Source organism: Maritalea porphyrae, assembly GCF_027213965.1.
Lineage (GTDB): Bacteria > Pseudomonadota > Alphaproteobacteria > Rhizobiales > Devosiaceae > Maritalea > Maritalea porphyrae_A.
The window spans coordinates 206,587-231,209 of the sequence record NZ_JAPWGX010000003.1; the positions used below are offsets into that span (position 1 = coordinate 206,587).

A 24,623-nucleotide genomic window follows, 5' to 3' on the forward strand; every position below is an offset into this window, starting at 1 on the left:
TCATCACACGGAGCAATTCCCTTGCGTCTTGTTATCTTACCGAATTCTGACGACGTGGCAGAATTTGCCTGCGATCTTTTTGCGCGTCAGCTCTTGGAAAAACCAAATAGCATTCTTGGCCTCGCCACGGGTTCTTCGCCCACCACACTTTACAAAAAGCTTATTGAACGCCAGCAAGGCGGAGACATTAGCTTTTCCAAGGTCACCAGTTTTAATCTGGACGAATATGTGGGTTTGAACGGCGAACACACTCAGAGTTATCGCCATTTCATGAATGAGCAATTGTTCGACCATATCGATATTGATAAGGGGCGCACATTTGTCCCCAATGGGGTCGCAAAAGACCCCAACGAAGAGTGCAAGCGCTACGAAGAAATGATTGCCCTTGCGGGTGGCGTTGATTTGCAATTGTTGGGCATTGGTATCAATGGACATATTGGGTTTAATGAACCGCTTTCTAGCCTATCATCTCGCACGCGTGTGAAAACCCTAACAAAGTCGACGATCGAAGCGAACTCGCGGTTTTTTGGACCGGACGAACGTCAGCCGACTGATTCAATGACCATGGGTATTGGCACCATTCTGGATGCGAAGCAGGTGGTTCTGTTGGCCACTGGTGCCCATAAAGCTGAAGCTGTCAGAGGATGCGTTGAGGGGGCGGTTACCGCTTCTTGTCCGGCTTCAGCATTGCAATTACACCAACACGCCATTGTTGTGGTTGATGAGGCCGCGGCTGAACTGTTGAGCATGAAAGACTATGCGATTTGGGCCGAAACACGCCATATCGCCATGGAACAAATGTAGCCGCATCAAACCCAGCGTTAAGCAATTGGAAACCCCGTTCTTAGATGAGGACGGGGTTTTTCCATTCTAATTTACTTCAAATTATGTGTTTTGGGGCTCTTATTCGTCGACTATTTAATCCCAAATTGTGCAGCGCACGTCGCTCGCATTTAGAGGCGAACTGTGCTGCGATGGCTGACTTGACGACAAAAATGATCAACAAATATAAAGCCTCAACTGCTGAAAACACTACGCTTGAAGTGGTGGCTGTCGACCCGCGCGTTTGGGATCAAACCGCGCATCAATTTGATGATATTTGCCAAGAGCAAATGAATGTTTTTGCTGCCGAACGCTGGCCACAGATGAATGTGGACTGCCTGCATTTTTTACGCGATGGCGAATTGGTAGCAGGTTGTTTGATCATGCATCGTGCCGCGCCTTTGGGATTGGGCGGATTGGCGGTGTGTAAATGGGGCCCCGTTGTTCTGGATACTACAGCAGTGGATGCGGAAGCTATCCATGGTCTTGCTATAGACGCGTTGGTGCAAAAATATGCAATTGAAGGGCGTTTGATGCTTTCGATATTGCCACGGCCCAGGCCATCGGAAGTCAATTTTGCCACTGAACAACTGTTGGCCCGCCGCTTTAAGCCCGGTCTTGGGCTGCCATTTCCCAATCGTTATTTCGTGAATGTTCATGTTGATGACGAAGCGATGCGCGCAAGTTTTGGCCAAAAGTGGCGTGCGCATTTGAAAAAAAGCGAGAAAAACGGACTTGAGTTCGAGCATTGTGATGTTTCGCAAATGCCTGTGTTTTACGACCTCTATCGGTCTATGACAGACCGAAAACAATTTCCGGATTATTCTGCATTTGATTCTTTGCATCATTTGATGGAAAATATTGACGACAGTGCGCGGCCTGAATTGTTTTTGGTGCGTCATGATGGCGAGCCAGTTGCTGGCGCAGTGATTTTTGCTACGGGCGATACCGCAGTTTATTTATATGGTGCAACCAATGATGAGGCCTTGCCACTTCGCGCTGGCTATTTGATGCATTGGGAAATCATGCGCTGGCTTGCGCGCCAAGACCGCATCAAATGGTACGACTTAGGTGGGACCGATGGTTTTTTGGGGCTGCACCAATTCAAAAACGGAATGGTTGGAAAAGCCGGAATTGTGTCTGAAGTGCCAAGAGTTATGAATTACGCGCACTGGATGTTGCCACGGCTTTTAGGCGAAACACTGTTTTTTGCCCGCGATACAAAGGCCCAAGTTATGCGTTGGATCAAATCCCGAAAAACTATAGGCCCGAACGACTAATTCGATTTCTTAAAAGCGCTAACTCTTTGGGCCAAAAGCGTCCTTAAAACGTTGCGTTAGTCGACCCAATCGACCTTTTACAGCAAATGGGCGATATCCCGGGATTGTCTTTTTTGTCTCAATTTCAAAAACCAGATAGTCCTCGCCAAAGATATGCTTTTTGAGCTCAGCAACTTCAGTCCATCCAAATCGCTTTAGGATAATTCGTGCGGTGCGGTTGTCTGTGCGGGTTAGGGTCGATAATTTGTGCCAATTGCCGTTGTCAAAATACTCTTTGAAATAGGTGTTGCCGACGATGGCCAATTTCGAATTGCGAAATGCGGGCAAAATGTAGGACCAATAGAGAAACACCACACCATTGTCTGGCCCCGAAATCATGAATCCGGCCCGTTCCCCGTTCTTTTTAAGGATCAGAAGGTGGTGGGGGTCATATTCAAAAAGAGCGCGGATCAAATTGGCATTGATGCGTTGTTTTTCAAAAGCTTTGAATTCGTCATTGTAGAATTCTAGCTCGTCAATGGCTTGATGAACGTGGGTGAGGACCCAATCCAAGTCGGCTAGTTCCGCCGGGCCAGCGGTGTCATTTGACTGTTGGTTTGTGGTGTTCATGCGCATTTGGTCTCTATCTTGTGGGTTGTGTGGAAAATAACCTGATCGCCTTTAAGTTTGGTTTCGATGAGCAAACTGTCTCAAAATAGTTGCTTTTGAGCATAACAAGTCCAAAAAGATGCCAACAGATATTGACCAAGTGCTACCAACCCTTTAGCCATTTGTGCACGGTGTTGTGGGGACAACGTGCGGCGCAAATGTTTTGTGTCGCCAACCGTAAGTCCGGCAGTAATGCCCTAGTTAGTAGACTTTAAAACGAGGAGGAGTCGCTCGATGAGTGATGATATCTATCAGCCATCTAAAGAGATCGTCTCACACGCCCTAATCAACACAGACCAATATAAAGACATGTATGCGAAATCTGTCGCAGATCCTGAGGGATTTTGGGGCGAAGCCGCAAAGCGTCTTGATTGGATCAAAGAGCCGACGAAGATCAAGAATACAAGTTTTGAGCATTCTAGTGTTTCAATCAAATGGTTTGAAGATGGCGAGCTGAATGTCTCAGTCAACTGTATAGACCGCCATCTACCTGAACGCGCTGATCAAACGGCGCTTATTTGGGAAGGTGATGAGCCGGGCACAGACATGCACATTACATATGCGCAATTGCACCGTCGGGTAAGCCGATTTGGCAATGTTTTGCGCAATCTTGGGGTGCAAAAAGGTGATCGGGTAACCATTTACCTGCCCATGATCCCTGAGGCTGCTTATGCCATGCTGGCTTGCGCGCGCATTGGCGCGGCGCACTCGATTGTTTTTGCGGGCTTTTCACCAGAAGCCCTTGCCGGGCGGATTAATGATTGCAAATCAACTGTGGTCATCACCGCAGATGAGGGGCGTCGTGGTGGCAAAACCGTGCCATTGAAGGCCAATGTGGACGAAGCGGCGAAGCACGCGCTGGGCATTGAGAAAATTCTTGTTGTTGAGAATACGGGCAATGAAGTTGCCATGAAGGGCGGGCGCGACGTTTGGTGGCGCGAGGCTGCAACGGGCGTTGATGAGTTCTGTAAGCCTGAGCGCATGAATGCAGAAGATCCCTTGTTCATTCTTTATACGTCTGGTTCAACCGGCACGCCAAAGGGCGTATTGCACACAACCGGTGGCTACCTTGTTTATGCGGCGATGACCCATGAATATGTGTTCGACTATCATGATGGCGACATTTATTGGTGCACAGCGGATGTGGGGTGGGTCACTGGCCACAGCTACATCATTTATGGACCGCTGGCGAACGGTGCGACATCTTTGATGTTTGAAGGCGTGCCAAATTATCCGGATGCATCGCGTTTTTGGCAAGTTTGCGAAAAGCACAAAGTCAATCAATTCTATACTGCACCAACTGCCATTCGGGCTTTGATGGGCGCGGGCAATGAATATGCTCAAAAGTGTGATCTTTCCTCTTTGCGCATTCTTGGCACCGTGGGTGAGCCAATTAATCCTGAAGCTTGGAATTGGTACAATGATGTAATCGGCAAAGGCAAATGCCCGATTGTTGATACATGGTGGCAAACAGAAACCGGCGGCCATTTGCTGACGCCTTTGCCTGGGGCGACACCGACCAAACCGGGGTCTGCCACCACACCATTTTTCGGCGTTCAGCCCGTTATTCTTGACCCAACAACTGGTGAAGAGATCACGAACGTTGAGGCTGAGGGCGTTTTGTGCATCAAAGATAGCTGGCCGGGTCAGATGCGCTCTGTCTATGGTGATCATGAGCGTTTCATCAAGACCTATTTCTCTGACTATAAGGGCTATTACTTTAGTGGTGATGGCTGTCGTCGAGATAAAGACGGCTACTATTGGATCACGGGCCGCGTTGATGATGTGTTGAACGTTTCTGGCCATCGTATGGGCACCGCCGAAATCGAAAGTGCGCTTGTGGCTCATCCCAAGGTCTCAGAATCTGCCGTTGTGGGCTATCCTCACGATGTAAAAGGGCAGGGCATTTATTGCTATGTTACTCTGATGGCGGGCGAAGAACAAAGCGACGAGTTGAAAGCGGAATTGCGCAATTGGGTGCGCAAAGAAATTGGGCCCATCGCGTCTCCGGACATGATGCAGTTTGCGCCCGGGTTACCCAAAACCCGTTCCGGCAAGATTATGCGCCGTATTTTGCGCAAGGTCGCTGAGAACGATTATGGAGCACTTGGTGACATATCGACTTTGGCTGATCCCAGTGTTGTTGATGACTTGATCGAGAATCGTCAAAACCGATAAAGATCGTTTACAATTTTAAAGCTAAACAGGCGCTAAGACCATGGTTTTAGCGCCTTTTTAATGTGTTGTTTACGGCAATATCTGAATCCTGATGGTGTTAACCGCTTTATTCACCTCCTGCGCCCAAAATGTCCGAAATCAAGAATTTTGGACGTCATGTCACACAGGGGCACATCATGTTAAAGCGAGTTTTCGGTATCTTCCTTATCTTTGTTGCGTTGAGCAGCGCAGCGTTCGCTGACGATTGGGTTGCGAAAAAGCTGCGCGGCGGCGTTTTCGTTTTCCAAACCGGTCAGTGGGTACAAATTAAACGCGGACACGTGGTTTCTGATGAAAGTGCCATCCAAACGGCGAAGGGCGCGCGTGTGCTTTTTGCCCGGGGCAAGGAAACAATTGATGTGCGAGGCGATACACGGATCCGTATTTCAGATAGGACCGGTTCCAAACGAACAGTGGTGGCGCAAGATTTTGGATCGATTACCGTCGATGTTGAAAAGCGAAATGTGCAACACTTTGAAGTGCGCGCACCATTGCTCGCTGCGGTGGTTAAAGGCACAAAATTTACCGTTACAGCGACCAAAGGCAAAGCAAGCATCAAAGTTGAGCGTGGCCGCGTTGAGGCGCGTGACAATAAAGCTGGCATGAAAGTTGACGTTAAACCACGTCAAGAAGTTGAATTGAACTCCAGTGACAAGCCTATTTTGACTGTTGAGGGGCGCGGCACAAAGGAGCCTATTCGGTCTACGGCAAATGATGCTGTTCTGTCTGTTCGTCAGGTCATTCAAAAGGTCGAAAAAGCACGTCCAGCGTCTCCAGTTAGTCTTGCTGAGGTGCAAAAACTGGCAGCTCAGCAAGGCAAAAGCTTGTCCAAGTCTGATCGTGAATATGCCGCAAAGAAAGAACTAAAGGCTGCAAAAAAATCTGGAAATGCAAAGGCCATTGCTCAGGCGGTTGTTTCAACACAAATTGCGCAACAGGATGATCAAACAATAGCTGCAGCTGCAAAAGCTCAAGGTGCCGCGACAGCTGTTTTACAACGAGCAGCAAAGAATGCCTCCTCAGCTGCGGCGAACGCAGAGCGAGCAGAAGTTGAAAAGAAGCAGGCAGATAAAGCCTTAAAAGAGGCGAAGAAAAGCGGTGATGCTGCAGCTATAGCTGAAGCTGCAAAAGCTGCTGCTCAAGCGAAAGCCAACGAAAAAGCAGCCGAAGCTGCAGCGAAAGCGGCAGAAAAAGCGGCGAAATCTGCAGAAAAAGAAGCGGAGAAAGCGGCCAAGGACGCAGAAAAGGCAGCCAAGGACGCAGAGAAAGCCGCTGAGAAAGCTGCAAAGGATGCTGAAAAAGCGGCAAAAGACGCCGCAAAAGATTCAGAGGACGCTGCTAAAGATGCTGCGAAAGCGGCAGAAGATGCGCTAGACGACGCCAAGAAATCTGGCGATCAAAGTGCTATTGCTGCAGCCGCAAAAGCTGCAGAAGACGCAAAAGCAAATGAAGAGGCTGTAAAAAAGGCAAATGACGCTGCCGAAGATGCGGCCAAGAATGCAGAAAAGGCGGCCAAAGACGCAGCTAAAAATGCGGAGGATGCGGCCAAAGACGCAGCCAAGGATGCCGAAGATGCTGCCAAAGCCGCAGCGGAAGCGGACGAAAAGGCCGCTAAGGCTGCAGAGGATGCAGCTAAAGACGCCGCTAAAGCGGCTGAAGATGCAGCTAAAGAGGCAGATAAGGCTGCTAAAGATGCGGCCAAAGACGCAAAAAAGGCTGCCAAGAATGTATTAAATGGTGACGATGACGATGACGATGACAAAAAAGACAAGTAGAGAATTCATCTAGTTTATTGGTCGGTCCAATTAAGAACGTCGTAATGCAATTAGGGCATTATGGCGTTCTCTTTGTTTAATCCTACGAGTAACCCGCGTAATGCGCCCATCACTGAGAAACTTTGCAGCAATCTTTCTCTTGGCTATTGCCTCGTTTATGGCCAGCCAAAATGGGTTCTTTAAGGGCATTGATCATACATTTCGGGAATGGCGTTTTGCCAACCATAGCGTTGATACAACGGGCGAAATTGTGCTGGTTGATATTGATGTGCGCAGTTTGCATCAGATTGGTCAATGGCCTTGGCCGCGTTGGGTTTACGCGGGGGTGTTGGATCGTCTGGTTGAATATGGCGCTGATGAGATCGCGTTTGATGTCGACTTCTCCAGCCGATCAGTCCCGGAAAATGATCAAATGCTTGCTGACGCGCTGGCCAAAGCAGGTGGCTTTACCTATTTAGCAGCACTGCAACAGCTTGCGTTTAACACCAATGGTGAGCGCGAATTGGTCACCAATCTGCCATTGGAAGAATTTAGAGAGCACTCCGATATAGCTTTGGTGAATGTTGTTACGCTCAAAGACGGGTTGGTATGGAGTTTTACGAAATATGGGATGATTGAAGACCGCATCGTTCCCTCTTTGCCTACGGTTTTTTCACCGAAAACGGAAAAGAACTCCAAAAATAGCTACTTCATCGATTATGCCTTAGATTTGAACTCAATTGATCGCGTGCCTTTGATCGATTTGCTAAATGGACAAATTGACCCAAATCGTGTGACTGGCAAAAAGGTCATTATTGGGGCGTCGGCTCTCGAACTGGGTGATTTGCTGGAGGTCCCGCACTATGGCCGCATACCTGGGCCATTGGTGCAGGTGCTGGCGGCTGAAACCCGGCTGCAAAATCGCGAAATTGAAAACGGTGGCTCGGTTCTTGGTTGGGTCGTCTTTCTTTTGCTGGCGCTGTTTGTGTCTCGTATGCGCAAGCCGCCGGTATTCGGTTTGGCAATGGCGTTCGTTTGCACTTCAGTCTTCGTTGAGGTCCTTGCATCTGTCGCTCAAGCCAACCTGTTGATGTTCTTTGACACCTTTTGGTTCCATTTTGCATTGGTCTTGGTTTTTGTCCTCAAGGTCCTTGAAGCTATGGATGTTCAGCGCTTGCTTGTTCGGCGCGTTTCTGACGAGCACTCGCGCATGCAGGTCATTCTTGACCGGGTAGTTGCAGATAACTTTGATGGCGTTGTCATTATAAATAGTGATCTGGTTGTCTTGGCAGCCAGCCAACCTGCAGAGCAAATGTTTAGTCCCACGCATAGCTTGATTGGGGCAAACACATCTGTACTTCCAGATAAGCTTTATAATGAGGTTTCGCTGGCGCTTGAACGTTCAAAACAGTTGCGTGAAAACTCGGTTGTGCCCGAAATCTATGTTGTAAAAACCAGTGAGTTTGGCGAGCCAGAATTGGTGATCGAGTACTCAGTGACGGTTTCCACCATCGCGAAAATCGAAGAAACTAATGTGCGAGAGAAGGCGAAAGATTACGTCGCCTGTCTAACCTTTCGTGATATTACTCATCGCTACATTCACCAAAAGCGGATGGACTATCTTGCTAATCACGATCCGTTGACAGAGGCCTTTACACGCGCCCGATTGGAAGAAGAGCTTATTGCCTACATTGGTGATAGCACATCAAACCGACAGCCGCTGACCCTTGTCCTGCTCGACTTGGATCGATTTAAGAACATCAACGAAACGCTTGGGCATGCGGCCGGCGACGGGGTGCTTAAAGAAGTTGCCAAGCGGATGAACGACTTTGGTCTATACAGCGTTGCGCGTTTGGGTGCTGATCGTTTTGCCGGTGCTTATCCGCAGATTATGGACGAGGCACAAGCGGATGAGTTTGCGGAAAAGATCATAGCTTCAATCACGCAACCCTATGCGCTTGATGGTCACCGCGCGTTGTTGGGCGTAAGTGTTGGTTTAACGGACACGCGAAATTCTGGCTTTTTGCCCAACAACCTGATTTCACACGCTGATATGGCACTCTCCGAAGCGAAGAACATGCCTGGCAATAGTCATTTTCTGTTCAAAGCAGAACTTAACGAACGGATCCAAGATCGACAACGGGTCGAAATGGAATTGTTGGACGCCATATCAAAGGATGAATTGCACATTCACTATCAACCGCAAGTGGATATGGCGACTGGACTATGCTTGGGGGCGGAAGCCTTGTTGCGATGGCAACATCCGGAAATGGGGGCTGTGCGTCCTGATCGGTTTATTTCAGTTGCTGAAGACAGCGGCATGATCATTGAAATTGGTCGCTGGGTGCTGGAAAAAGCCTGCATAGACGCAATGACTTGGCCAAAACCGGGCAAGCTTGCTGTGAATGTGTCGGCGGTGCAATTTGAGTATGGCGATGTGGTCGCAGCGATCAAAAAGGCACTTGAAATTTCAAAGCTACCTGTCGAGCGACTTGATATTGAAATTACCGAAAGCGTGTTTGTTACAAAGCAGGATAAGTTTATTCAAACACTCAACGAGATCGTTGAAATGGGCGTAGGGGTTGCGTTGGATGATTTTGGAACCGGTTACTCTTCCCTGAGCTATCTTAGCCGGTTGCCAGTCGACAAGGTGAAAATCGATCAATCCTTTGTGCGCAACTTGCCTGATGACGAGCAATCCATGGCGATTGTGCAATCTGTTTTGACGCTGTCCGCTGCAATGGACAAGCGCGTTGTTGCCGAAGGCATTGAGACCGAAGCGCAAGCCTGGGTTTTGCGCTTGGCAGGATGTGGCATTGGGCAGGGCTATTTGTTCGGGCGTCCGCAAACCAACGAGAGTTTTTGTGAATTCTTGCGCCGCGATGAACCAAGTGAGTTTTTGCTCAAAGCCACCGGCTAATGGCCATGCCGTTGCCATTTTCGGCAAATATCATGTCTTCCTTATCTTTCAACAAATGGATCCTATTATGCGTTTTTGCTCGCGGCTTGTGTTTCTGCTGGTTTGTTTTTTTGGTGCGGGAGCTGCTCAGGCACAGAATATTCGTGAAATGGCTGGCCAGATGATCTTGATCGGGTTTTCGCACGACAGCGCAAAGTCCGATCAGCAGTCGCAATTGCTCGCTTTGATCCGCAATGGGCAAATCGGCGGCGTGATGTATTTGAAATACAACGTTAAAAGCCTTGCCGAAGTTAGCAAGATGAACAAAGCTTTTTTGCAAACTGGTAGTGACTTTCCCCCTTTTATCGCCATTGATCAAGAAGGTGGTGTTGTTGAAAGATTGACGAGTTCTGTAGGATTTGAGGAAATCCCAAGAGCGCGCGACGTTGCGCTGAATATGAACAAAGATAGTGCCTTATCGCTTTACACCGACCTTGCAAAGCGGATGAAAAAACTAGGGTTCAACACTAACTTTGGTCCTGTTGTTGATCTGATTGCAAATCCAAATAACCCCATTATTGCTAAATATGGCCGCGCTTATTCCTCGCGCGCTGACATAACATCAAAGTTTGCACAGGCCTTTGTTGATGGGCATCACCGCGCCGGGATGGTTACGGCGCTAAAACATTTTCCCGGTCATGGCTCCAGTGCTGCGGATTCGCACCTCGGGTTTGTAGACATTTCAAGCAGCTGGACAAGTGCGGAGTATGAACCTTTTGAAACGCTGATCGGGGCAGGCAAAGCCGATATGATCATGGCTGGTCACCTTTATCACAGTGGATATGTGCGTGAAGGTGAGGGGCAAGTGCCGGCAAGTCTTTCCCCTGTGGCGCTGACCAAAGTGTTGCGCCAAGGCATGGGCTTTGATGGTGTGGTGATTTCGGATGATATGGAAATGGGCGCGATTACAAAACACTATGGTTTTGAGGAAGCTATTGTGCGTGCGGTGAACGCGGGCAACGATATTTTGTTGTTTTCTAATACCGTGAAGCCGTCGTTGGGCCTACCGAAGCGCATTTTGGATGTGCTGGAGGCTGAGGCGCGCCGCGATCCTACATTTGCTGACAAAATCTCAGCGAGTTACAGACGCATTGTTGCCCTAAAATCGCGCTTAAACTAGGCTGAAGTTGGTTTTGAGATCGAGATCAAGATCCAATTGGCAATGAGGCTTTTGCTTGGCGCGTTTGATCGCTATACATTGTCATAAATCTGAAGCCGGAATCGCATTTATGATGCGGCACAGCAGAACATGAAACGAGCGCAAGAATGACAGAAGAAACCCAGTCAAAACACGTCAAAGCATTATTTATATCTGACGTGCACTTGGGCATGAAAACGATCCGTGTTGATCAGCTTCTTGATTTTCTGCGCTGCTACGACGCGGAAACCATCTATCTTGTGGGTGATATTATCGACGGTTGGCGCTTGCAAAAGAACTGGCGCTGGCCTGCAACCTACAACATTTTGCTGCAAAAGCTGTTGCGCAAAGCGCGAAAAGGCGCCCGCATTGTTTATTTGCCCGGTAATCACGACGAGTATTTGCGCAACTATTTGGGTACCCATTTCGGTGATATCGAAATTGTGGACCGCACGATTCATCACGGGGTTGATGGCAAACGCTATTTGGTTATTCACGGCGATCAGTTTGACGTTGTGGTGCTGCATGCCAAATGGTTGGCGCACTTGGGTGATTGGGCATATAACGCCGCGCTGCGGCTCAACATTGGTATTAATTTTATCCGTCGCAAAATGGGCTTTGGCTATTGGTCGCTTTCCGCATGGGCAAAGCACAAGGTGAAGAATGCAGTTAGTTTCATTGGCCGTTACGAAGAAGCCTTGGCGCTTGAAGCAAAGCGGAGTGGTGTTGATGGCGTGATTTGTGGGCATATTCACCACGCCGATATTCACGATGATTATGGCACACGCTACATCAATACAGGTGACTGGGTGGAAAGCTGCACAGCCATTGTTGAACATCACGATGGCGAGTTTGAATTGATCCGTTGGACTGAAATGGCGCCACCAAAAACTGAAGCACGTCCCAAAAAATCACAAAAAGTGGCCTGAGGTGGCTATGTCGCTTTAAGCGGTTTTGGCCAATTTTGGGCGTCAGATCGTTTAAATTTTTAAAATTTTCTCATACCAAAGTATAAAACTGCTTGCTCCAATGTGAAAATCGGGGCAACCATGCCAAGCTTCTTGCACGTCTTCCAAGGTTTGGCTCATGTCCATCGGTGTTCTTTCGCGCTTGTCCTCCTCTGAGGCACGGGCGTCATACTATTACGGTTCCATGTTTTTGGCGGTTGGTGTGGCTGTGCCTTTCTTGCCGCTTTGGTTGCGCCACAAGGGGTTCAGCGACGCAGATATCGGCATTCTAAACGCGATACCTGTGTGGACGATGGTGTTGATCAACATCTTTGTGGGGCGCTTGGCAGATAAAGCAAAAGACTGGCGACAAGTTATTTTGCTCTGCAGTTTGATTGCGGCGTTTGCGCCGTTCTTTTTGTTTGCCACAAATGACGTATGGCCAATCATTGTTGTTTGGACCTTGTGTGTGCTGCCGGTCATGGCATTGTCTCCAATCATTGATGCGGCCACGGTGCGCATGACCAGACGGCGCGGCTCCGATTTTGCGATGATCCGCGTTTGGGGAACCGTTGGTTATGTGGCTGCCAATTTGATTGGTGGATGGTATTTGGGGTGGGCAGGCATTGCGTTGTTTTTGCCCCTGTTTGTCGGTCTAAGCTTTTTGCGCGGCATGGTGGCTTTTCAGCTACCCGCTTTTAGAGCCACAGCACCAGAAGACGCGCAAATGAAAGAAGAGGCCAAACACGCGCCGCCGCCGCATCCTCTGCAGGCGCAAGAATTTCGGCATATGTTTCGCCCCTGGTTTGTACTCGCCATCATTGGCTCGGCGCTGATTACCGCTTCTCACGGCCCGCTCTATACTTTTGGTTCTCTGTTGTGGGACCAACAAGGCATCGGCAAAGAAGTCATTGGCCCCTTATGGGCGATTGGTTCTGCTGCTGAAGTCTTGGTGTTTTTGGCGTTTGCGCGGATTGCACGACGATTTTCGGCCCGTCATTTGATCCTGTTTGCAGCCTTTATGACGTGTTTACGTTGGTTTGGCATGACACTTGAATTGCCCGTTTATGGCTATTTCATCTTGCAAATGCTGCACGCTTTTTCTTTTGGTGTAACTTACTTGGGCACTTTGAATTTCGTGGCCAATTGGACAGCTGAGAAATTTGCCGCTGAAGCACAAAGCACCGTGCAGGTTCTCGCGCAGGGGTTGCTGGCCACTTTGGTGTTTGGCTTTGGTTTTGTTTATGCCCAATTGGGGGCGCATGCCTTTGGCTTGTCTGCAGCGATTGCTGCAATCGGTGGGCTTTGTGTCATGGGATCGCTCTTGCTGGTCAACCCACGTTCTGAAGCTTAGCAAACGCGCTGTTTTGATTTCGACTGGGGTAGTTGTTGTTTGCCTCCTTTGTCCGGGCTCGTTGGCCGGGACGGTGCGCGGATCAAGGCCCAGAACATGACCTGATCTGACCGCAAAATATAAAACAAACACTCACCCAGCTTACCGTCCCGCGCTTGATGCGGGACCAATAATTGTGGGTGTTGGTTTGCGCGCGCGTATTTGGTCCCCGTCTTTTCCGCGGTCGATTTAGCAAGTTTGCATGAAAAAGCCCGCATCAAACGATGCGGGCTTTTTTGAATTTGTCAGCTAGTTCGAACTCGCTTTTAGCCAATGCGGCCAAATGCGTGGGCAAGCATTGTGTAGACCTTGCCCCGGTCGGAGGTGAGCTGCGCTTGCGTGTCGCGGACAGGGTTTTGTCCACTTGCGGCTTCGCGCAGCAGCAATTCGAACTCGCTCATGAAATCGCGTGCTGTATTGGCAAACTCATCATCGCGCTTTAGTTTTTTGCGCACGTCGTCAAATGTGCCTTGGCCAGCAAGGGTGTAAAGGCGACGTGAGAAGACTTCGGTTTGCCCATTTTGATAACGCATCCACGCGTCTTCCAGCGCTTTTTGGTCCACAGCAGCAATCATTTCGCTTGTGAGGCTATTGAGGTTGCCACCGCGCTGTTGTTGCTGTGTTTCGGCCTGTTGGTTGGCTTCAGCGTTACGCAATAGGCTGCGCACCCAGCTGTCTCCATCCTGATTTTGTGCAGGAGCTGGTTTGGGTTGAACCGGCGCAGGTGCTGCGCGTTCTGGTGCAGCTTGCTGGCGCAAGGGCTGGCGGGCAGCCGCTTGGGCCTGCGTTTTTTGCTGTTCAGCTTCAATCTGACGTTCCAGCAGGGCGGCGATCTGTTCTGAAGATATATCCTCATCGCGTGCCGGTGTTGCTGGCTCTGGATTGCGTTTTGGCGGCGTTGGCCGGCTTTGTTCCACGGGACGCGGTGCAGGTTGTTGCACTTCTTGTTGCACTGGCTGGCGCGGAATTTCGCGTTTTGGTGCAGGAGGTGTCGGCTCCTGGCGTGTGGGGGCGGCAGCTGCTGTGTAGCTGTGTGAACTTGATTGGGCGTTGACGATGTTATTCAACTCGCTCAAAGCTTCAATTTGCTCAGCAACTACGCGGCGCATGGCGGCAGCGCTTGCTTTTGTTTCTTCAGGCAGCTCAAGCATACCGCGCTGCAATTCGCCACGGGTGGCTTGCAGTTCTTCGTTCATTTGGCCGGCAGTTTGGCGCATAGCTTGTGCCGTTTCGTTGAACTGAGCGGTGGCCTGGCGGATAGCGTCTTGCATTTCTTCCACCAACGCTTTTTGCGTCTGCTGAACAGCTGCTTGCGCGCGCTGGCTTTCGATGCCTGCAGTTTCGGTGAGGGTGCGCAGGTTGTTGGACACAGATGAAGATGCACCGCGAACTGTTTCGTCCAACGCTTCTTGTGTTGCGTTGATCCGTTGTTCTGCCTCGTTGACTGTTTCAGCCAATGAGCGGGCAAAGATCCGCAGACGAGAGTCAATTTCTTCAGCGCGGTTTGTAAAGCCTTGTGCCAATGCATCAAGTGCAGTGCGGCCGCCTTCAATGGTTTCAATAGATACCATGCTGGCGCTTGTAAGGTCGCGTGCGGCATCGGTGAAGCCGTGTGCTTGCCCTTCAAGTGAATGTTTGACCTCGCCAACTTCTGCCAACAATCCGCTGATCGTGGCTTGGAGGGCAGAAACGTGATCGCTCATCAAGCGACCCGCGTCATCGGTGCCTGCAAGCGCGTCGCGTACTGCATCTGAGTAGCGGGCAGTGTGCTGGCCGATGTTGCCTTCAAGCGTTGCCAAATTATTGCCCGATGTCTCAAGCACCTGCTGCAAGAGCATGTTTGAATCGTTGAGTTTGGCCAAGGCGCGCGTCACATCTTCTTCAATGCGAGCTGTTGAGGTGGACATAATGTCCTCAGCACTGATGGCAGAGCTTTCAAGTGCGGCATTGAGCACGTTTTTATGGTTGGCCAAACGGTCGTCGAGTTCGTTGGCTTTTTGATCAATCAATTTCGACAGGGTTTCAGACTGCAAGGCGACAATGCGGTTCATATTGCTTGATTTGTCAGCAAGCTCTTGAGCCGTGGCGACGCCACGCACTTCCACCAAATCTTGCAATTTGTCGCTTACAGCGTTCATTTGCTGCATGGCGTTGCGCACCAATTGGTCCATGCGGGTTGCGGTCACTTCCACATCAGAGGAAATGTCAGCGGTCATGCCGGCAAGTTTTTCCTCAAGCGATGCAGCGATGCGGCCCGCGCCTTCATCGATGTTTGACATGGTTTTGCCAAGGGCTGAGGAAACCGAAGAGTTGATTTCGTTCAAGCGCTCTGCTGTTGCGTTTGCACGCGCTGCAATTGTGTCTGGCAAGGTGCCGAGTTTTTCGTCGATCGTGCGGCTGAAGTTTTCAGCCGTTGCTGCCAAGCTTGTTTCGCTCTGTGTTGCGCTTGATTCAATGTTTTCAACCGCGCTGCTGGCGGATGCGGCAAGGCGTTTTTCACTATCACTGATGCGGCCTTCAACAGATTTGTTCAAGCTGTTGAGCGTTGCCGCCAAGCGCTGCTCGCCGTCAGAAACGCGTGTTTCAACACTTGAAGCAAGGTTTTCAACAGTAGAGGACAAGCGCTGTTCGCTATCTGCCACACGGGTTTCAACAGTTGACGTAAGATTTTCAACTGACGAAGACAGACGTTGCTCGCCATCTGACATCCGGTTTTCAATGGATGAAACAAGGTTTTGCGTCGCTTCGTTGAATTGGGCTTCGCTTCCGGCCACGCGCTCTTGAATGCTGGACGTGAGCTGATTGACCGAGGTGGTGAGGCGTTCTTCGGTTTCTGCCACACGCTCTTCGGTCTCACTTGTGAGCCCTTGCATGGTCATTGTCAGGCGGGCTTCGCTATTCGACACGCTATTTTCAATAGACGATGTGAGGTGCTGGGTTGCACGGCCAAGTGTTTCCGCAGATTTGAGAACGCGGCCTGCAATGGTTTTATCCAATTGCGTTGTGGCTGTTTCAAATGTCTCAGTTGACTGGGAAAGGGCGTTTTCAACTTTGCCAGCCAGACGGTCGGTGCTTTCTTCGATGCTTGAAATAGCGCTGGTCACTTTGCCAGCCACGCCATGTTCAGCGTCTGAGAGACGGGCAATCGCGCCATCAATTTCAGTGCCAAGGTGCGCATTCACTTCAGCAACTTTGTTCTCGATCATGGAAGACACTTGCTGGGTGCGTGTTTCCATTGTTTGGTTCACGTTGCGCAAGCTTGCATCAATTTCGTCGCGGAACTTCTCGCCAGACAGATCAAACGTTGCTGATAGCTCCTCAGTGCGTTGATGCATTTGCGCGCTAAGTGTAGAGGCGCCAGACTGCAATCGCTCATTAAACGCTTCTGTGTGCGTGACAAGAGTTTCCTCAAGCGCCTTGGCGTTCTTGGTGAGGCTAGCGCTATTTTGGTCGATTGTATCGATCAGTTTGCCGCCTTTTTCGCTAACGATCTCATCCATTGATTTTAGACGGCTATCCAAAATCACAGCGACCTCGTCTACGCGCGATGTAAGTTGAGCAGCGGTTTCGTCACCAGCTGTTCTCAGCAAGATGCGGGCATCCTCTGCGCGCTCTTCCAATACGCCACCAATTTGCAGCAGCGCTGATTGTACGCTGCTTTCCAAATTGTTGGTTTGAATGGCTAGGGTCTCGTCAAATCGTGTGCCAAATTCGCTCAAGCTGTTTTGGGCGCTGGCCGAATTGTCCAGAACGCTCTTGGCTAGAGATTTTCCAACGGCGGACATTTGGTTTGAAATCTCTTCGCCGCGCAATGTCATATCCACCAGAACGGCTTCGCCTGATGCCCGCAAGACATTGCTTAGTTTCGCGCTTTGTGTGTCCACGGCGGCGGTAATGGCTGAAGCGCCATTCTCAAACGTGCCGGTAAGGGCCAAAATGCGGTTGTCCACGTTCGAGCTGAATTGATCTGTGCCTTTATCAAGCGCTGCGGTCAAAAGATTGGACTTTTGATCGAATAGGCTGGTGAAGGCATTGGTGTTTTTGTCGAGCAACTGCGCAACATTGTGCATTTGCTCGTCCACCAAGGTGCCAAAGCCGTCTGTGCGCTCAAGCAGAACTTGGTCAAGCTGCGTAGAACGCGCCGAAATCATGCGATCAAGCTTTTCGTTGCGCTCATCAAATGAAGACTGCAGCTCCATGGTGCGGCCCGCAAGGGTGCTGTCCAATGCAGAAGTTCTGTCTTCAATTGATGCTTCAAGCTGGTTGGTGCGGTTGGCCAACACGTGATCGAACTCGCCAGTGCGTTCGGCGATAAGGGACGCCAAGTTTGCGGTACGTTCATCAACTGTTATGTTGAGTTTTTCAGTGCTGTCCTCAAGTGCGGCAACCAAATCAACTTGTCGGTTTTGGATGGTTTCATCAAGGTTGCGGGCGCGTTCAGCAATGGCGCCATCAATTGTGGTGCCTGCTGCATGGACGGCTTGGGTAACGTCTTTTTTCTGCGTTTCGATCGTTGAGGTAATATTGCCGCCAACGGTTTTCATTTGGTCAACGAATGCGCTGCCAACAGTGTCCAATTTTGTGGCAAAATCGGCATGTACATCGGAAATGGCTTCCCGCACACGCTCTGAATTGGTGACCACCGCATTGCGTTGTGACGCCAACTCTTCAATAAGCGAGCGCATGCGCAATTCATTGTCTGCATAGGTGCGCTCAAGCGAGTTCACTTCATTGTGGACCATGACCTCAAGCTCGCTGGCGCGAGACAATGCACGCTCCAGCCCGTCACCAATGGCGTTCACTTCGCGGCGAACGGCCTGACCAACGGTTTTGATTTGTTGAGAAGCGGTTGCTTCAGGCTCGGTTAAGCGCATGGCCGCTTGCGTCATTGAAGAGGCGGCAAGACGTAAATCGTTGGCGCGTTTGGTCATGGTGGCAATTGCAAAAAATGCCAAAACTGGAATGATCAGCAGTGCGCAATAGGTTGCAAACTCTGGCGTGCGCAGGGTTTCAGCAAAAAGCGATGTGTCGCCAAATCCGGCGCCAAACTGGAAAAAGCCCAATGTGAGAATGATCAGTGCCCACACAATTGAGGCGAGTGCGGCGACCCAATATGGCGTGGATGTCGATTTTGATTGCAAAGAATAAAGAATGCCAGCGGCGCTCGAGCGGTCATCATTTGCGATGCCTTGCGTGCGCGCAGCAATGCGCTCGGCAGAGCGGGTACGGCTTGGCGTAGGTTTGGGTTGGGAGGGAGGTGTATCCTTTGCGGGGTTCTTTACCGCCGCTGAACCTTCCAACGCACTTTCCACTGCTGAGAAAGCGAGTGATGCTGGGTCTTTTGGTGTTGAACCACTATTCTTTGCCATACTCGATACTACCTTTGCGTCCGCACACGTCCCAACAAGGCGGCTAAGGTGAGCTTTGGCAATTCGTGTTTGATGGTTAAAACACGCCCGAAGCGTCCCCCGGAGAAATCTAACACGTTTAAAAACAACGTGTTTTTGGCCAAACACTCAACGCCGCCGAACGTTGGTATCATTTCTTTATACACTTTTTCGACGTTGAACTTATCTTTTTATTAATAAATGGTTAACGCGTCAAAGCATGGGTTCACTAAGACGTCCAAATATGCCGGATTTGTGACGCTTAAGCCCATGTTCACCCCTCAATGATAAAGTTGTGCAAAGTTTTGTTGAGTAAATTGAGTAGGGCGTAAAAATGGCCAAAGCTGTATTGGCGGCAAATGGAGTTTCCAGTTACAAAAATGATGATCACCACCGTTGGATTGATCTGGTGTTTCTGGGGCGCCAAACAATGGGCCAAAAGTCGCTCGAAATTGAAATTCTGAAGCTCTTTAAATCGCAACTTGAAATTCATCTCGCACAATTGGCTCATATGGAAGATGAATCACAATTGCGGGTGCGTTTACATACGATCAAGGGCGCGGCTTTTGGCGTTGGTGCCAATGAAGTTGCTCAACTTGCTGCAAAAGCTGAAAAAGAACTGCTCAGCAACGGGCATGTGCAACCGGGCGGGATGGATCGCCTGCGTCAAGCGGTGCGACAAACTAGCGACTTTATAAGCCATCTCCTTGAAACTTAGGCACACTAAAGCCTAATCGTCTGCTCCATTTTTTGGTGTGATTATTTATCGCGCTGTCTTAGGGCGAGGCGCCGCTTGCCCACAATTGATTTGGGCGATATAGAACGGGCTGAGTTCAGATAAAGGAAGTCCTGCATGGCCAAAATTACATATGTCGAATCCAATGGTACCCGGCACGAAGTTGAAGCTGAAAATGGCTCTACCGTGATGGAAAATGCTGTACGCAACGATGTACCCGGGATTGTGGCTGAATGCGGTGGCGCTTGCACGTGTGCTACTTGTCACGTGTATGTGGATGATGCATGGACAGCTAAGGCTGGTGGCCCTTCTGTAATGGAAGAAGACATGCTGGACTTTGCTTTTGATGTGAATGACAACAGCCGATTGTCTTGCCAAATCAAGGTTTCAGATGAGCTGGATGGGCTTGTTGTGCATGTACCTGAAAACCAGGCATAGGTTTTCTCAAAATCCAATTTGAGAAGAATTTTTCTACTGATTGTGTGATTATTGAGATCAAATTGCTCCGAATATGGTGAAATGCTTCCTTGGCGTTTCATCATCTTTGATATTGGTAGAATAAAGAAAAATCTAACAATTTCAGTGACTTGGCATTGGCTTGAGTCTGCACTATTTTAGCGGCATCGATTAATCGAGGTCGCAATATGACACGCTTAGGCATTTTCCCCGTTTCTTACAAAGTTCGGGGCAAGAAAATCATCATCGTAGGTGGCGGCGCTGAAGCGCTGGCCAAAGCGCGTTTGGCCATCAAAACCGATGCGCATGTTGTTGTGATCGCCCGCAAAATTGAAGCTGATTTCTCCTCCCTTGACCTTGAAAATGTCCATTTCGACGTGCGCGAAGAAGTGTTCGCCGCCCATCATTTGCACAATGCAGCTTTGGTGTTTGTGGGTGATGAGGGTCCAGATGCGGAGATCGCCAAACGGTTGGCGAAAGAGGCCGGTTTACCGCTCAATGTGGTGGATCAACCTGACCTGTGTGATTTCTTCACCCCAGCCATTGTTGACCGTGCACCGATTTCTGTTGCCATCTCATCAGAAGGTGAAGCGCCGGTTTTAGCGCGCTTGGTCCGGGCGCAAATTGAAGCAGCGCTTCCTTTGCATTTGGGCAAATTGGCAAGTCTTGCTGGTGGGTTGCGTCATCTGGTTGAGAAATTGATTCATTCGGGCGACCGTCGTCGGAAATTCTATCAGGAGCTTTTGGCATCACCTCAGGTTGAAGTTGCGCTGGGTGCTGGCGATCAAGATAAGGCCAATCAATGGGCCAATCATTTGTTGGTGGATCACGCCAATGTTGATCAGCGCAGTGGTTTTGTGCATTTGGTTGGTGCGGGGCCGGGGGCTGAAGATTTGCTGACCCTTCGTGCACAACGGGTGTTGCAAAGCGCAGATGTGATTGTGCACGACCAATTGGTGCCCGAAGGTGTGGTGCAAATGGGCCGCCGTGACGCAGAGCGGGTGCCAGTTGGCAAAGCCAAGGGTCGCCATTCCTTCACCCAAAAGCGGATCAATAAACTGCTCGTGCAATTGGCCCAAGAGGGCAAACAGGTTGTGCGGCTAAAGTCTGGCGATCCGATGATCTTTGGTCGTGCAGCAGAAGAAATTGAAGCAATGGATGCAGCTGGTGTTGAATATGCCATCGTGCCCGGTGTCACTGCAGCGGCAGCTGCAGCTTCGGATGCACATTTGCCCGTGACCTTGCGCAATGTGGCATCTGGCGTTGTTTACGCAACGGCGCATGGTGCTAACGACACAGCCGTGACCCATTGGGCGACATTGGCCAAGTCTGGCCTGACCCTTGGCATTTACATGGGCAAGTCGATCATGAAAGAGGTTGCTGCTCAGCTTATTGCTGAAGGCCTTTCAAGCACCACGCACGTGGGCATTGTGGTGAACGCAGGACGCGCCAATAGCGCGCGATGTTTGTCGAGCCTTCAAGAGATTTCAAATCAAGCACCGCAATTGGCAGACGGTCCAGCGATTGTATTTGTTGGGGAAGCTGTCGCCAGCGGCAAATGGCTGAATGAGATTGACCAGCCTTCAAACGAATTAGAATTAGATGGGGATACGCGCCCTGACATGCAGGTGGCGTAGAGGAATGAAAAATATGAATGCGATTACAGCGAACGAATTGATTTCAGGTGCCGTTGTGTACCTTTACGAAACTGGCGAATTTGGCGTCGACTTGCAAAAAGCCAAGCTTTTTGGAGCTGACGAGCAAGATGTGCGCGATGCATCGCTTGAAAAGACGTTGAAAAATCCACGGCTTGTAAGCGTGGAAGCAATTGCTGTTGAGGTGAGCGAAACTGGCACTGTTTGGGCCAACCGTTTGCGTGAACAAATTCGGGCCAACGGCCCAACTGTTGGTGGCTTTGCCCGTCAGACCCTAGAAGGAGCCGATCATGTATCGCTATGATGAATTTGATGCGGCCTTCGTCCGTCAGCGCACAGAGCAGTTTTCTCACCAAGTGCAGCGCCGTTTGTCCGGTGAATTGACTGAAGAGCAATTCCGCCCCCTGCGGTTGATGAATGGTCTTTATTTGCAATTGCATGCCTATATGCTGCGGGTTGCGGTGCCTTATGGCACGCTCAATTCAACGCAAATGCGCAAGCTTGCCCATATCGCCCGCACCTATGACCGGGGCTATGGCCACTTCACCACGCGCCAAAACATCCAATACAATTGGCCCAAACTAAAAGACGTGCCAGCGATTTTGGAAGAATTGGCCAGCGTTGAAATGCACGCGATCCAAACATCGGGGAACTGTATCCGTAATGTGACTACAGATCAGTTTGCGGGCGCAGCGGGAGATGAGATTATTGATCCACGGCCAGTGGCTGAGATCATCCGTCAATGGTCGAGCTTGCACCCAGAGTTTAGCTATTTGCCGCGTAAATTCAAAATCGCGATCACTGGCGCACCGCAAGATCGTGCGGCGGTGAAGTTTCACGATATTGGCCTGATGGCCGCAACCAACGATGCGGGTGACGTTGGCTGGCGCGTGTTTGTGGGTGGTGGTTTGGGCCGTACGCCGATGGTGGCCAAAGAGATTTCAGATTATGTGCCGCATGAGTACTTGTTGCCCTATTTGGAAGCGATTTTGCGCGTCTATAATATGTATGGTCGTCGCGACAATAAGTATAAAGCGCGGATCAAAATCCTTGTGCATGAAACAGGTATTGAAACCATTCGTGAGCAAGTTGAAGCCGAATTTGCTGAAATCAAAGAAGGTGTGTTGAAACTGCCGCAAGGTGAGTTGACGCGGATCACAGAGTATTTTGCGGAGCCAGCGTTTGAGCCGCAAACTGACACCAAGATTGACATCGCACAGTTTGAAGCAACGGACAGTGCCTATGCGCGATTCCTAAAGCACAATCTGCACCCCCACGCTAAAGAGGGGTACACCAGCGTCACCATCTCGCTGAAGCCAATTGGTGGTGTGCCGGGCGATGCAACAGACAGTCAAATGGAAGCAGTGGCAGACTTGGCTGAGCAATATAGCTTTGACGAGTTGCGCGTTTCCCACGAGCAAAACTTGGTGTTGCCGCACGTGGCGATCAAAGATGTGCGCACTGTTTATGACGCACTGGTGGCCAACAAATTGCAAGAAGGCAATGCGGGCCTGATCTCTGACATTATCGCATGCCCAGGCCTTGATTATTGCGCCTTGGCAAATGCCCGCTCGATCCCAATCGCGCAAGCAATTTCTGAGAAGTTTGCGGACCGCGAAGAAGAGTTTGGCGAATTGAAGCTGAAAATTTCAGGCTGCATCAACGCTTGTGGTCACCACCACGTGGGCCACATCGGCATTTTGGGTGTGGAGAAAAAAGGCACCGAGCTTTATCAAATCACCGTGGGTGGCGATGCGACGGAACATGCGACTGTTGGCTCCATTTTGGGCCGTGGTGTGACGGCTGAAGAAGTGCCCGGTGCACTTGAGAAATTACTCGACCGCTATATGGCGGAGCGGCAAAGCGCTGATGAGACGTTCATTCAAGCCTACCGCCGGTTGGGTGACGCACCATTTAAGGAGGCGCTTTATGGCTAGTTCAAACCTGGCTCACGCCCAAACAGCAAAGCCCCGGCCAACTGATCTTGAATTGGTGGCGCTAAATGGCATGTTTGACGAAAAAGACGGCTTGTCCGTATTGCGTCATGCTTTGACCGGTGATGTATCGCCTGCGCCCATTGCTATGGTTTCTTCATTTGGGGCCGACAGTTCGGTTTTGTTGCACATGGTTGCGCAGATCAATCCGCATCAAGAAGTTCTGTTTTTGGAAACGGGCAAGCATTTTGCTGAAACGCTTGAGTATATCGAGATCATGAAGAAGCACCTTGGCTTGACCAATGTGCGTTTTCTTGAGCCAGACACAAAAGACGTTGAGCGGTTTGACCCAAAGGGTGACCTTTGGAAATCCGATCCGGATAGCTGCTGCCATATTCGTAAAACCGAGCCGCTTGATACAGCGCTTAAAACCTACGGTGGTTGGGTGACAGGGCGTAAGCGCTTCCAAACCAATGATCGGGGCGTGTTGCCACACTTTGAATTGACCACGGATGAGCGGGTTAAGGTGAACCCGCTTGCCTATTGGGACAATGATGATGTGGCCGCTTATCGCCAAGAGCATGGCTTGCCTGCGCACCCATTGTTCCTTAAAGGCTTCTTGTCGATCGGTTGCGAGCCTTGCACGTCTATCGTGAAAGAGGGGGAAGACCCTCGTTCTGGCCGTTGGCGGGGCAAAGATAAAACCGAATGTGGTATCCATTTTGATGTGAGCGGCAAGATCGCCCATCCAACAGTTGAAATTGGGCAAAAACCAATGAATTTGTTCAAAGACGGCGCATTTGTTGCCGATTTGTGGCGTGATCTAAAAGAAGACGAAGCCTTGCATGATCTGCATCATGTTCATGTGCCGCTGAGTGTTTATGTTGCCAACAAAGCTGAGATTGATGCAAATCCGCGTGATTTGGGTTTGATTTTGGCACCGGGTGACGATGTGGATGCTTTGGGTGAAGACGCGAAGCGTTTCACCTCGATTGTGGTTGAGTTCCCAGCCTTTACCGATGGGCGGGGGTATTCTTATGCCCGTTTGTTGCGTGAGCGCTACGGCTATGAGAATGAACTGCGCGCCCGTGGCGACATTTTGACCGATCAGGTGGCCTATTTCCTTAGATGTGGGTTCGATGCCTTGACTGTTCAAAATGAAGCGACCAAAAAGGCACTGCAAGAGAATGACCTTGGTTCGGTCACGCTCTTCATGCAACCTATTGGGGCATCACTAGAGGTGCCTGTTGGAACACGTCCGTTCTTGCGGCGGGCAAAATAGAAAACTTACTGGGTG

General features: G+C 50.1%; 16 protein-coding genes. 14 read left to right on the top strand and 2 right to left on the bottom strand.

Annotated elements, in window-relative coordinates; all coding sequences use genetic code 11:
• The first annotated feature begins 21 nt into the window (after window positions 1-21).
• Complete coding sequence (gene nagB, locus O4H47_RS09820) at window positions 22-804, top strand: glucosamine-6-phosphate deaminase (protein ID WP_269393805.1); 783 nt, start codon at window positions 22-24, stop codon at window positions 802-804.
• A gap of 170 nt (window positions 805-974) precedes the next feature.
• Window positions 975-2,102, top strand: a complete 1,128-nt coding sequence (locus O4H47_RS09825; protein WP_269393806.1) for a lipid II:glycine glycyltransferase FemX — start codon at window positions 975-977, stop codon at window positions 2,100-2,102.
• A gap of 18 nt (window positions 2,103-2,120) precedes the next feature.
• On the opposite strand, the gene O4H47_RS09830 is transcribed toward O4H47_RS09825, so the two are convergent.
• Window positions 2,121-2,711, bottom strand: coding sequence for a GNAT family N-acetyltransferase (locus tag O4H47_RS09830; RefSeq protein ID WP_269393807.1), 591 nt, complete (start codon window positions 2,709-2,711; stop codon window positions 2,121-2,123).
• A 273-nt stretch (window positions 2,712-2,984) separates the two neighbouring features.
• Between O4H47_RS09830 and acs the strand changes: the two genes are divergently transcribed.
• The 6 genes from acs (at window position 2,985) to O4H47_RS09860 (ending at window position 13,119) form a co-directional block, all read left to right on the top strand.
• Complete coding sequence (gene acs, locus O4H47_RS09835; protein WP_269393808.1) at window positions 2,985-4,928, top strand: acetate--CoA ligase; 1,944 nt, start codon at window positions 2,985-2,987, stop codon at window positions 4,926-4,928.
• 176 nt (window positions 4,929-5,104) lie between these two features.
• Window positions 5,105-6,742, top strand: coding sequence for a FecR family protein (locus O4H47_RS09840; RefSeq protein WP_269393809.1), 1,638 nt, complete (start codon window positions 5,105-5,107; stop codon window positions 6,740-6,742).
• 100 nt (window positions 6,743-6,842) lie between these two features.
• Window positions 6,843-9,641 carry an EAL domain-containing protein gene (locus O4H47_RS09845; RefSeq protein ID WP_269393810.1) on the top strand — a complete coding sequence of 933 codons (2,799 nt, stop codon included), beginning with the start codon at window positions 6,843-6,845 and terminating at the stop codon, window positions 9,639-9,641.
• A 67-nt stretch (window positions 9,642-9,708) separates the two neighbouring features.
• Complete coding sequence (locus tag O4H47_RS09850; RefSeq protein WP_269393811.1) at window positions 9,709-10,800, top strand: glycoside hydrolase family 3 N-terminal domain-containing protein; 1,092 nt, start codon at window positions 9,709-9,711, stop codon at window positions 10,798-10,800.
• A 146-nt stretch (window positions 10,801-10,946) separates the two neighbouring features.
• Window positions 10,947-11,747 (top strand): UDP-2,3-diacylglucosamine diphosphatase, encoded by an 801-nt coding sequence (locus O4H47_RS09855; RefSeq protein WP_269393812.1) that lies wholly within the window; start codon window positions 10,947-10,949, stop codon window positions 11,745-11,747.
• A gap of 157 nt (window positions 11,748-11,904) precedes the next feature.
• Window positions 11,905-13,119 (top strand): MFS transporter, encoded by a 1,215-nt coding sequence (locus O4H47_RS09860; RefSeq protein ID WP_269393813.1) that lies wholly within the window; start codon window positions 11,905-11,907, stop codon window positions 13,117-13,119.
• 305 nt (window positions 13,120-13,424) lie between these two features.
• Here the strand turns inward: O4H47_RS09860 and O4H47_RS09865 are convergent, their stop codons facing one another.
• Window positions 13,425-18,527, bottom strand: a complete 5,103-nt coding sequence (locus tag O4H47_RS09865; protein ID WP_269393814.1) for a hypothetical protein — start codon at window positions 18,525-18,527, stop codon at window positions 13,425-13,427.
• Window positions 18,528-18,879: 352 nt separating this feature from the next.
• On the opposite strand from O4H47_RS09865, the gene O4H47_RS09870 reads away from it, so the two are divergent.
• From O4H47_RS09870 to O4H47_RS09895, 6 genes are all read left to right on the top strand, one after another.
• Window positions 18,880-19,263: an Hpt domain-containing protein gene (locus tag O4H47_RS09870; RefSeq protein ID WP_269393815.1), complete on the top strand. Its 384-nt coding sequence runs from the start codon at window positions 18,880-18,882 to the stop codon at window positions 19,261-19,263.
• 135 nt (window positions 19,264-19,398) lie between these two features.
• A complete protein-coding gene (locus O4H47_RS09875) occupies window positions 19,399-19,719 on the top strand; it encodes a 2Fe-2S iron-sulfur cluster-binding protein (protein ID WP_269393816.1) in 321 nt (106 codons plus the stop codon).
• A 206-nt stretch (window positions 19,720-19,925) separates the two neighbouring features.
• Window positions 19,926-21,374 (top strand): siroheme synthase CysG, encoded by a 1,449-nt coding sequence (gene cysG, locus O4H47_RS09880; protein ID WP_269393817.1) that lies wholly within the window; start codon window positions 19,926-19,928, stop codon window positions 21,372-21,374.
• Window positions 21,375-21,378: 4 nt separating this feature from the next.
• Window positions 21,379-21,696, top strand: coding sequence for a DUF2849 domain-containing protein (locus tag O4H47_RS09885; RefSeq protein WP_269393818.1), 318 nt, complete (start codon window positions 21,379-21,381; stop codon window positions 21,694-21,696).
• The gene (locus O4H47_RS09890; protein WP_269393819.1) at window positions 21,683-23,329 is read left to right on the top strand and encodes a nitrite/sulfite reductase; all 1,647 of its coding nucleotides are present in this window, start codon (window positions 21,683-21,685) and stop codon (window positions 23,327-23,329) included. Before O4H47_RS09885 ends, O4H47_RS09890 begins: the two co-directional genes overlap by 14 nt.
• Entirely contained in the window at window positions 23,322-24,608 is a 1,287-nt protein-coding gene (locus O4H47_RS09895; RefSeq protein WP_269393820.1) for a phosphoadenylyl-sulfate reductase, read from the top strand. Before O4H47_RS09890 ends, O4H47_RS09895 begins: the two co-directional genes overlap by 8 nt.
• The last annotated feature ends 15 nt before the right edge of the window (window positions 24,609-24,623 follow it).